Source organism: Pseudoalteromonas sp. GW168-MNA-CIBAN-0100, from assembly GCF_040309225.1.
GTDB lineage: Bacteria > Pseudomonadota > Gammaproteobacteria > Enterobacterales > Alteromonadaceae > Pseudoalteromonas > Pseudoalteromonas arctica.
In genome coordinates this window covers 1-259 of record NZ_JBEOOL010000746.1, presented here as the reverse complement: position 1 = coordinate 259, position 259 = coordinate 1, and the positions used below count along the sequence as shown (strand labels likewise).

The 259-nt window shown below is 36.3% G+C and carries 1 pseudogene; it reads right to left on the bottom strand.

Features of this window, described 5'->3' with window-relative positions:
• Positions 1–215 (bottom strand): annotated as a pseudogene (locus AAEY62_RS23250) (DUF885 domain-containing protein); the annotation flags it as partial.
• Positions 216–259 lie beyond the last annotated feature (44 nt).

Here is a 259-nt window from a genome sequence, read left to right as displayed (position 1 = left end):
TAATCTTGCTTAATACCCATGTAAGTTTGATACACAGGGCTGCTCATTACGTCGCGGTTAAAGGTATCTTCAAAAAAAGCATTCGCTTTGTCTATTTCATTTTGTACTGGTTGTGCTTGTACTGCTGGTGCTGTTGTTACTTGTTGTGTAGCTTGCTGGCAACCAGCAAGTAGTGCAACACTTACTGCAGCTGCAATAAAAGTAAATTTACGCAGTATTTATCCTCTTGATGTTAGAAATTTATTATTATAATTTTGTA